The organism is Lapillicoccus sp. (assembly GCF_025353065.1).
GTDB lineage: Bacteria > Actinomycetota > Actinomycetes > Actinomycetales > Dermatophilaceae > Lapillicoccus.
In genome coordinates, this window is the sequence record NZ_JANXRJ010000050.1 from 1 (window position 1) to 5,851 (window position 5,851).

5 protein-coding genes are annotated in these 5,851 nt (G+C 65.0%); 2 read left to right on the forward strand and 3 right to left on the reverse strand.

Annotation, left to right across the window (positions count from 1 at the left end; all coding sequences use genetic code 11):
* Positions 1-353: 353 nt before the first annotated feature.
* Together Q0R63_RS04410 and Q0R63_RS04415 are read right to left on the reverse strand one after the other, a co-directional pair.
* Positions 354-755 carry a DUF6318 family protein gene (locus Q0R63_RS04410; protein ID WP_295694576.1) on the reverse strand — a complete coding sequence of 134 codons (402 nt, stop codon included), beginning with the start codon at positions 753-755 and terminating at the stop codon, positions 354-356.
* Between the two features lie 19 nt (positions 756-774).
* Complete coding sequence (locus Q0R63_RS04415; RefSeq protein ID WP_295694579.1) at positions 775-906, reverse strand: hypothetical protein; 132 nt, start codon at positions 904-906, stop codon at positions 775-777.
* 529 nt (positions 907-1,435) lie between these two features.
* On the opposite strand from Q0R63_RS04415, the gene nrdR reads away from it, so the two are divergent.
* Positions 1,436-1,927 (forward strand): transcriptional regulator NrdR, encoded by a 492-nt coding sequence (gene nrdR / locus Q0R63_RS04420; RefSeq protein ID WP_295694584.1) that lies wholly within the window; start codon positions 1,436-1,438, stop codon positions 1,925-1,927.
* Between the two features lie 144 nt (positions 1,928-2,071).
* Complete coding sequence (locus Q0R63_RS04425) at positions 2,072-4,981, forward strand: vitamin B12-dependent ribonucleotide reductase (protein WP_295694587.1); 2,910 nt, start codon at positions 2,072-2,074, stop codon at positions 4,979-4,981.
* Positions 4,982-5,305: 324 nt separating this feature from the next.
* Here Q0R63_RS04425 and Q0R63_RS04430 read toward each other — a convergent pair.
* A partial coding sequence (locus Q0R63_RS04430) for a DUF2220 domain-containing protein (protein WP_295694590.1) occupies positions 5,306-5,851 on the reverse strand: 546 nt, incomplete at its 5' end.

The window sequence follows — 5,851 nt, forward strand, 5'->3', positions numbered from 1 at the left end:
CTGCTGATCATGGACAGCCTGACCCGCGTCGCCCACGCCGCGCGCGAGATCGGGTTGCTGCTGGGCGAACCCGGCGCGGCGCGTGGTTAATGGAGGTTGCATGGTGCAGGCGGTCGTCGTCCCGTACTCGAAGCGCGGACCCGCGTATGCCGCGTCAACGGGTGTCGTGCCGTCATTCCCGGGGATCTGTGGAAGATGGGCGATTTGGGCGCGGGTAGTACTGGTATCCACCCCGCCGTTATTTTCACCGCATTTCACGTATCGCCCACAGTTGGGCTCTCCGGAACCCTGCGCCTCTAACCCACTCGTTAAAACAAAAAGTACCGTGATGGCAGTGACTGCGAGGAGCCGTCTCACGCGACGGCCTGAATTTCTGCAACTGTCCAAGCGCCGTCCGAATACATGAGCGCAGTAGTCGTGTTACCCTTCTCGGCGGGTAATTCCTGTGCCGTAGTTCCGTCTGACTCAACGACGCGACCGGCCGCAGTATCGCTGGAAACGAAAACTTTGGCGACCGTGCCGCTGAAACTGGAGACAGTTACGAGGGTAGGTGTAACGAAATCTCCCTCGTATTTCTGACGTTTGCTTATGTATTCCTTGACCTGGGAGATAAAGCCAGCGCATGTCTTACAGCCGCTTGCTACCAAGGGCTCAATGAGTTCAGGGCGGAGTTGTTTGTAGCTGGCGTTGGTCTGCCCCAAAAAGTACCTTGTAAAGGCTTCTGCCCCGGCCGCAGTGTTTGCCCGCGCTGCCATGGGAATACTCGATACGCCATCAGGCGAGGTTTTCGATGTTGTCGGTGGGGGAGCGGTTGTTGAACCTTTGGTCGTTGCACTGGCACCCGTTGTTGTTGCCACCGCGGTACTCGTCGTAGGGGTGGTCTGTCTCGGATCGCTGGATGTACACCCCGCCAACCCCAGCCCCACAACTACGCCGATACCTATCGCAGTCGGGCTAAACCGCCTTCGTTTCACGCGTCCCCCTCGAGTCCCGTCTGCATCCGTCCATTTGCAGGCGGGCGCCCTCAGTATGTCTGAGAATCTGCTGACAGCAACCCGTCGTCCCCAGCCCCCCTTGCGTCCGGCAGGTCGGTGTCCAGGGCTACCGACCTGTCGGACGCAGCGGACATGGCGACCTCGGCGACACGCCGACGCCACACGAGTCCCACGCCTCCCTCAGGCCCCTCTCAGCCCGCTGACCTGCGACGACGCGCCGACGCCCGATTTGCCCGTTCTCAGAGGTTGACCCGGACGGGGTCCGGGGCTACGGTTACCCCAACATCTAGTAGTTACACCCGTGTAAGTCGTCCACATCTAGTCCACAAGGGATGAAGACTTCTCCACAGGTTGTTCACCTGATGTCCCCGCGGTTATCCACCGCAGCCGACCGGAGGCCCCCTCCAGGCGGCTCACGACCCATGCAAGGAGCTTGGCTGATGCACTGCCCGTTCTGCCGTCACACCGACTCCCGGGTCATCGACTCCCGCACGACCGACGACGGCACGGCGATCCGCCGCCGGCGTCAGTGCCCCGAGTGCGGGCGCCGCTTCACGACCCTCGAGAGCGCGAGCCTCAGCGTCGTCAAGCGGTCCGGCGCGAGCGAGCCGTTCAGCCGGGGCAAGGTCCTCGTCGGTGTCCGCAAGGCCTGCCAGGGCCGCCCGGTCACCGAGGACGACCTCGCCGTCCTCGCCCAGAGGGTCGAGGAGACCATCCGGCAGCAGGGCACCGCCGAGGTCGAGGCCCACGAGGTCGGCCTGGCCGTCCTCGAACCGCTGCGCGAGCTCGACGAGGTCGCCTACCTCCGCTTCGCCTCGGTCTACCAGGCCTTCAGCACCCTCGAGGACTTCGAGTCGGCCATCACCCTCCTGCGCGCCGAGCGCGACGCGACGGGCCAGGAGCCGACGAAGGCCTCCCGCGGCACCGACTGACCGCACCACCCGCACCACCCCGGCGCCCGACTGCGTATGCCGCGGGCCAGCGCCGTCTGCACGCCTGACGATGTCAGACCCCACCTGTAGAACTGAACCCACGACCACACCCGGCAGACGACCCGGGGATAGGGGACCACCACCATGACCGAGATCGCCAACCGCGCCGGATCCCGCAAGGGCTCCAAGGGCAAGGGCGTCAAGATCGAGCGCATCTACACGACGGACGGGGTGCACCCCTACGACGAGGTGACCTGGGAGAAGCGCGACGTCGTCCAGCAGAACTGGAAGACCGGCGCGACCATCTTCGAGCAGCGCGGCGTCGAGTTCCCCGACTTCTGGTCGGTGAACGCGAGCACGATCGTGACGACGAAGTACTTCCGCGGCGCGCTCGGCACCCCCGCCCGTGAGACCGGGCTCAAGCAGCTCATCGACCGCGTCGTCCTCACCTACACCAAGGCCGGCCGCGACTACGGCTACTTCTCCACCGAGGAGGACGCCACCCTCTTCGAGCACGAGCTGACCTACGCCCTGCTGCACCAAGTGTTCTCGTTCAACTCCCCGGTCTGGTTCAACGTCGGCACCGCCTCGCCCCAGCAAGTCTCCGCGTGCTTCATCCTCTCCGTCGAGGACTCGATGGACTCGATCCTCAACTGGTACAAGGAGGAGGGGTTCATCTTCAAGGGCGGCTCCGGCGCCGGCCTCAACCTCTCCCGCATCCGCTCCTCCAAGGAGCTGCTCTCCTCCGGTGGCACCGCCTCCGGCCCTGTCTCCTTCATGCGCGGCGCCGACGCGTCCGCGGGGACGATCAAGTCCGGTGGCGCGACCCGTCGTGCGGCCAAGATGGTCGTCCTCGACGTCGACCACCCCGACATCGTCGAGTTCGTCGAGACCAAGGCGCGCGAGGAGGACAAGATCCGCGCGCTGCGTGACGCCGGCTTCGACATGGACCTCGGCGGCAAGGACATCGTGTCCGTGCAGTACCAGAACGCCAACAACTCGGTCCGCGTCAACGACGAGTTCATGAAGGCCGTCGAGGACGGCACCGAGTTCGGCCTGCGCTCGCGCAAGGACAACACGGTGATCGAGACCATCGACGCCCGTGAGCTCTTCGGCAAGATCGCCACCGCGGCCTGGGAGTGCGCCGACCCGGGCATCCAGTACGACGACACGATCAACGACTGGCACACCAACCCCGAGACGGGCCGGATCACCGCGTCCAACCCGTGCTCCGAATACATGTCGCTCGACAACTCCTCGTGCAACCTCGCCTCGCTCAACCTGCTGAAGTTCCTGCGCGACGACGACACCTTCGACGCGGTCACCTTCCAGAAGGTCGCCGAGCTCGTCATCACCGCGATGGACATCTCGATCTGCTTCGCCGACTTCCCGACCGAGCCCATCGGCAAGACCACCCGCGACTACCGCCAGCTCGGGATCGGCTACGCCAACCTCGGCGCGCTGCTCATGGCGACCGGCCACGGCTACGACTCCGAGGGCGGCCGTAGCCTCGCGGCGACGATTACCTCGCTGCTCACCGGAGCGGCCTACAAGCGGTCCGCCGAGATCGCCTCGGTCGTCGGCCCGTATGCCGGGTACGCCCGCAACGAGTCCGCGCACAAGCGCGTGATGCGCAAGCACCAGAGCGCCAACGACGCGATCAAGACCCTCGACGCGAACGACCTCGGCGTCCACCAGCTCGCGACCAAGGCGTGGGCCGACGTCATCGCCCTCGGTGACAAGTACGGCTTCCGCAACGCTCAGGCCTCAGTGCTCGCACCGACCGGCACCATCGGCTTCATGATGGACTGCGACACGACCGGCATCGAGCCGGACTTCTCGCTGGTCAAGTTCAAGAAGCTCGTCGGTGGCGGCTCCATGCAGATCGTCAACCTCACCATCCCGCGCGCCCTGAAGAAGATGGGTTACACGGGGGAGACCATCGAGGCGATCGTCGAGTTCATCGCCGACAAGGGCCACGTCATCGACGCGCCCGGCCTTAAGCCGGAGCACTACGACGTCTTCGACACCGCAATGGGTGCGCGCTCCATCTCCGCGATGGGCCACGTCAAGATGATGGCCGCGACACAGCCGTTCCTCTCCGGTGCGATCAGCAAGACGGTCAACCTGCCCGAGGACGCCTCGGTCGAGGAGATCGAGGACGTCTACCTGCAGGGCTGGAAGATGGGCCTCAAGGCGCTTGCGGTCTACCGCGACAACGCGAAGGTCGGACAGCCGCTCTCCGACGGCGGCTCGACGGCCACGGACAAGACGGCCGAAGCTGCTGCCGTCAAGGTCGAGAAGGTCATCGAGTACCGCCCGGTCCGCCGTCGCCTGCCCAAGCGCCGCACCTCGCAGACGACGTCGTTCTCCGTCGGCGGCGCCGAGGGCTACCTCACCGCCGGCACCTACGACGACGCCCAGCTCGGCGAGATCTTCCTCAAGTTCGGCAAGCAGGGCTCGACCCTGGCCGGCGTGATGGACGCCTTCTCGATCGCGGTCTCGATCGGCCTGCAGTACGGCGTGCCGTTGGAAACCTTCACCGAGAAGTTCACCAACCTGCGCTTCGAGCCGGCCGGCCTCACCGACGACCCCGACGTCCGGATGGCGCAGTCGATCATGGACTACGTCTTCCGTCGCCTGGCGCTGGACTACCTCGACTACGAGACCCGCGACTCGATGGGCATCCACACCGCCTCTGAGCGGTCTCGCCAGCTCGAGACTGGCTCCTACCTCGCGGAGGGCAGCGACGCCGACGACCTCGAAGACGAGCTGGAGACCTACTCGCAGACCGCGTCCGTGACGAAGGCGAAGCCAATTGAGCAGGTCAGTGATCACGCCGCAACGATCCCCGTCGATCAGGTCAAGTCAGGTTCAGGTGCCGCCTCCGCCCGCGAGATCAGCAGCGAGATCCACTCCTCTGCCGAACTCATGGAGAAGTTCCAGGGCAAGTCGGCCGACGCTCCAATATGCATGACGTGCGGGACAAAGATGCGTCCGGCCGGCTCGTGCTACGTATGCGAGGGCTGCGGGAGCACCAGCGGCTGCAGCTGATGGAATGTCTCACCTGAACGAGCACGAAATCTCGCCGAATGAGACTGCGTTCTCGGCTAAATCAGACTGAGATCTCAAGATGACACGGCAGGCTCACCTGAGACTGCGACCCCAGGTGAGACTGGACGGCCCCCTTTGGGGCGCGATGACGTGGCCGGTGCGACGGTGAGCCGCACCGGCCAGGTCGCAATTCGGGTCGAGCTCTGTTCTTAGGCCGACTCGGGGCACGACGTTGGATTGTCAGACCCGGCTCCTACGTCGATTTTGACGAGAGCGGAACGGCATGACCCTCACATCGCTCGATCACGGCGGGTCGGGGCTCGTTTAAGGGCCCCGTAGGTCTGCGAGACTTGCGACGGCAACGTGAAGGGGAATGCGTTCCTGTTCGATGCGCCGCACTCGCGGCCAGTCCGGGTCGGTGAGATCGTCGTAGAGGCGCTGCTCGGAGGCGGTCAGGTGAGACGTCACCCGTCGGGGCCGGCAGGCTACCGGTGTGCCGTCGGGGTTGGACGATGCACCGAAGCGCTCATAGTTGTCGTACGTGCTGGGGTCCATCAGGATCGACCGGGCGGGGATGCCTGCGTCGCGCATGGCGTTAAGGATTGTGAGGCCGTCGGCGTCAATGTCGCCCCAGTACACGACGTCACCGTGCTGGGCGAGCCACGGGATCTGGGGGAGAAGGCGCGATCCGGCGGTGCCGCCGCCTTCGACGACGATCAGGCCGGGGTGGCGCGGGAACATGACGACCGTGTCCTTATTTTCGCAGATCAGCACCGTGCTGGGCTCATATGGAAGCCGGATCGGGTCGCCGATAGTCTGTGAATCGTGTCGCCGTCCCCCGGCGTCTAGATGGGCCGGGTCGACATAGGT